Source organism: Spirosoma migulaei (assembly GCF_054776855.1).
Genome location: NZ_BAAHBG010000051.1, coordinates 1 through 823, shown reverse-complemented (window position 1 = coordinate 823; position 823 = coordinate 1). Strand labels below are relative to the sequence as shown.

Annotated in this window: 1 protein-coding gene; it reads right to left on the bottom strand. The window is 43.4% G+C overall.

Translation table 11 applies throughout. The features are described from left to right. Positions 1–143: 143 nt before the first annotated feature. The gene (locus ACYVGO_RS38590; RefSeq protein WP_460974134.1) at positions 144–578 is read right to left on the bottom strand and encodes a GEVED domain-containing protein; all 435 of its coding nucleotides are present in this window, start codon (positions 576–578) and stop codon (positions 144–146) included. Between the last annotated feature and the right edge of the window lie 245 nt (positions 579–823).

The window sequence follows — 823 nt, the reverse complement described above, 5'->3', positions numbered from 1 at the left end:
CGAAACCTTAACAGTCTCAAAAGTCAATCTACTCTATTAGCTAAGGCTGCGTAACATCAGTAAATTTAGTAGCAAGGGTTGAGCAGTAAACTAGTTTCAAGATCATTTTTGACTAGTGAGCTTCAACTGGCTTATATATGACTTTATTCATTGCTAAGCACCAGGCGAGCACTATTGGTATAAATTAATTGACCAGATAACTCATAGCCCAGATGGCTGGCCTCGGCCTGATAGTATTCAGGTATTGTCACAGTATGTTTTATATGAACTGCGTCTAAGCTAGTGGGTATGCAGCCACAGGACCAGATGTTTGCATCGTTCCAAAGACCTTCCTTACTTGTCATGCAACTTGGAGCCTGGATCATAATCCCATAATCTTCCACTTCGCCTGAACCTCGTGGGGGGGCACCTGGCAATTGACAGGCCGTAGGAGTAACATTACCACAATTTAAAATGACTCGCATCCGTAACTTCCGATTTGTCATCGCTGTACTCGGAATGGTAATCACTTGATTAGCGGTAGACTCCTGCTCATTGCTGGCCATGACAAATGACATGATTTGCTCTTGTGGTTTCATCGAAAGTTCCGTTACTGTTGTAGTCAATGTAAACCCGGCCTAATGTGCCATAGCCTCGTACAGTTAACGGTAGCTCTGGCAATTTTCTATGACTACCTTTTCAATAATGCCCGGACACTACTCAGCCCACCTAGCTGAGTAGTGTCCGTATTAATCGATTCGAAAAGCAACGGAAGTTTCTGATTTAACTGATGTTACGCATATAGAGCAAGTAGTGTAGAGGCTTGTTTGTAGTCCTGCCACTG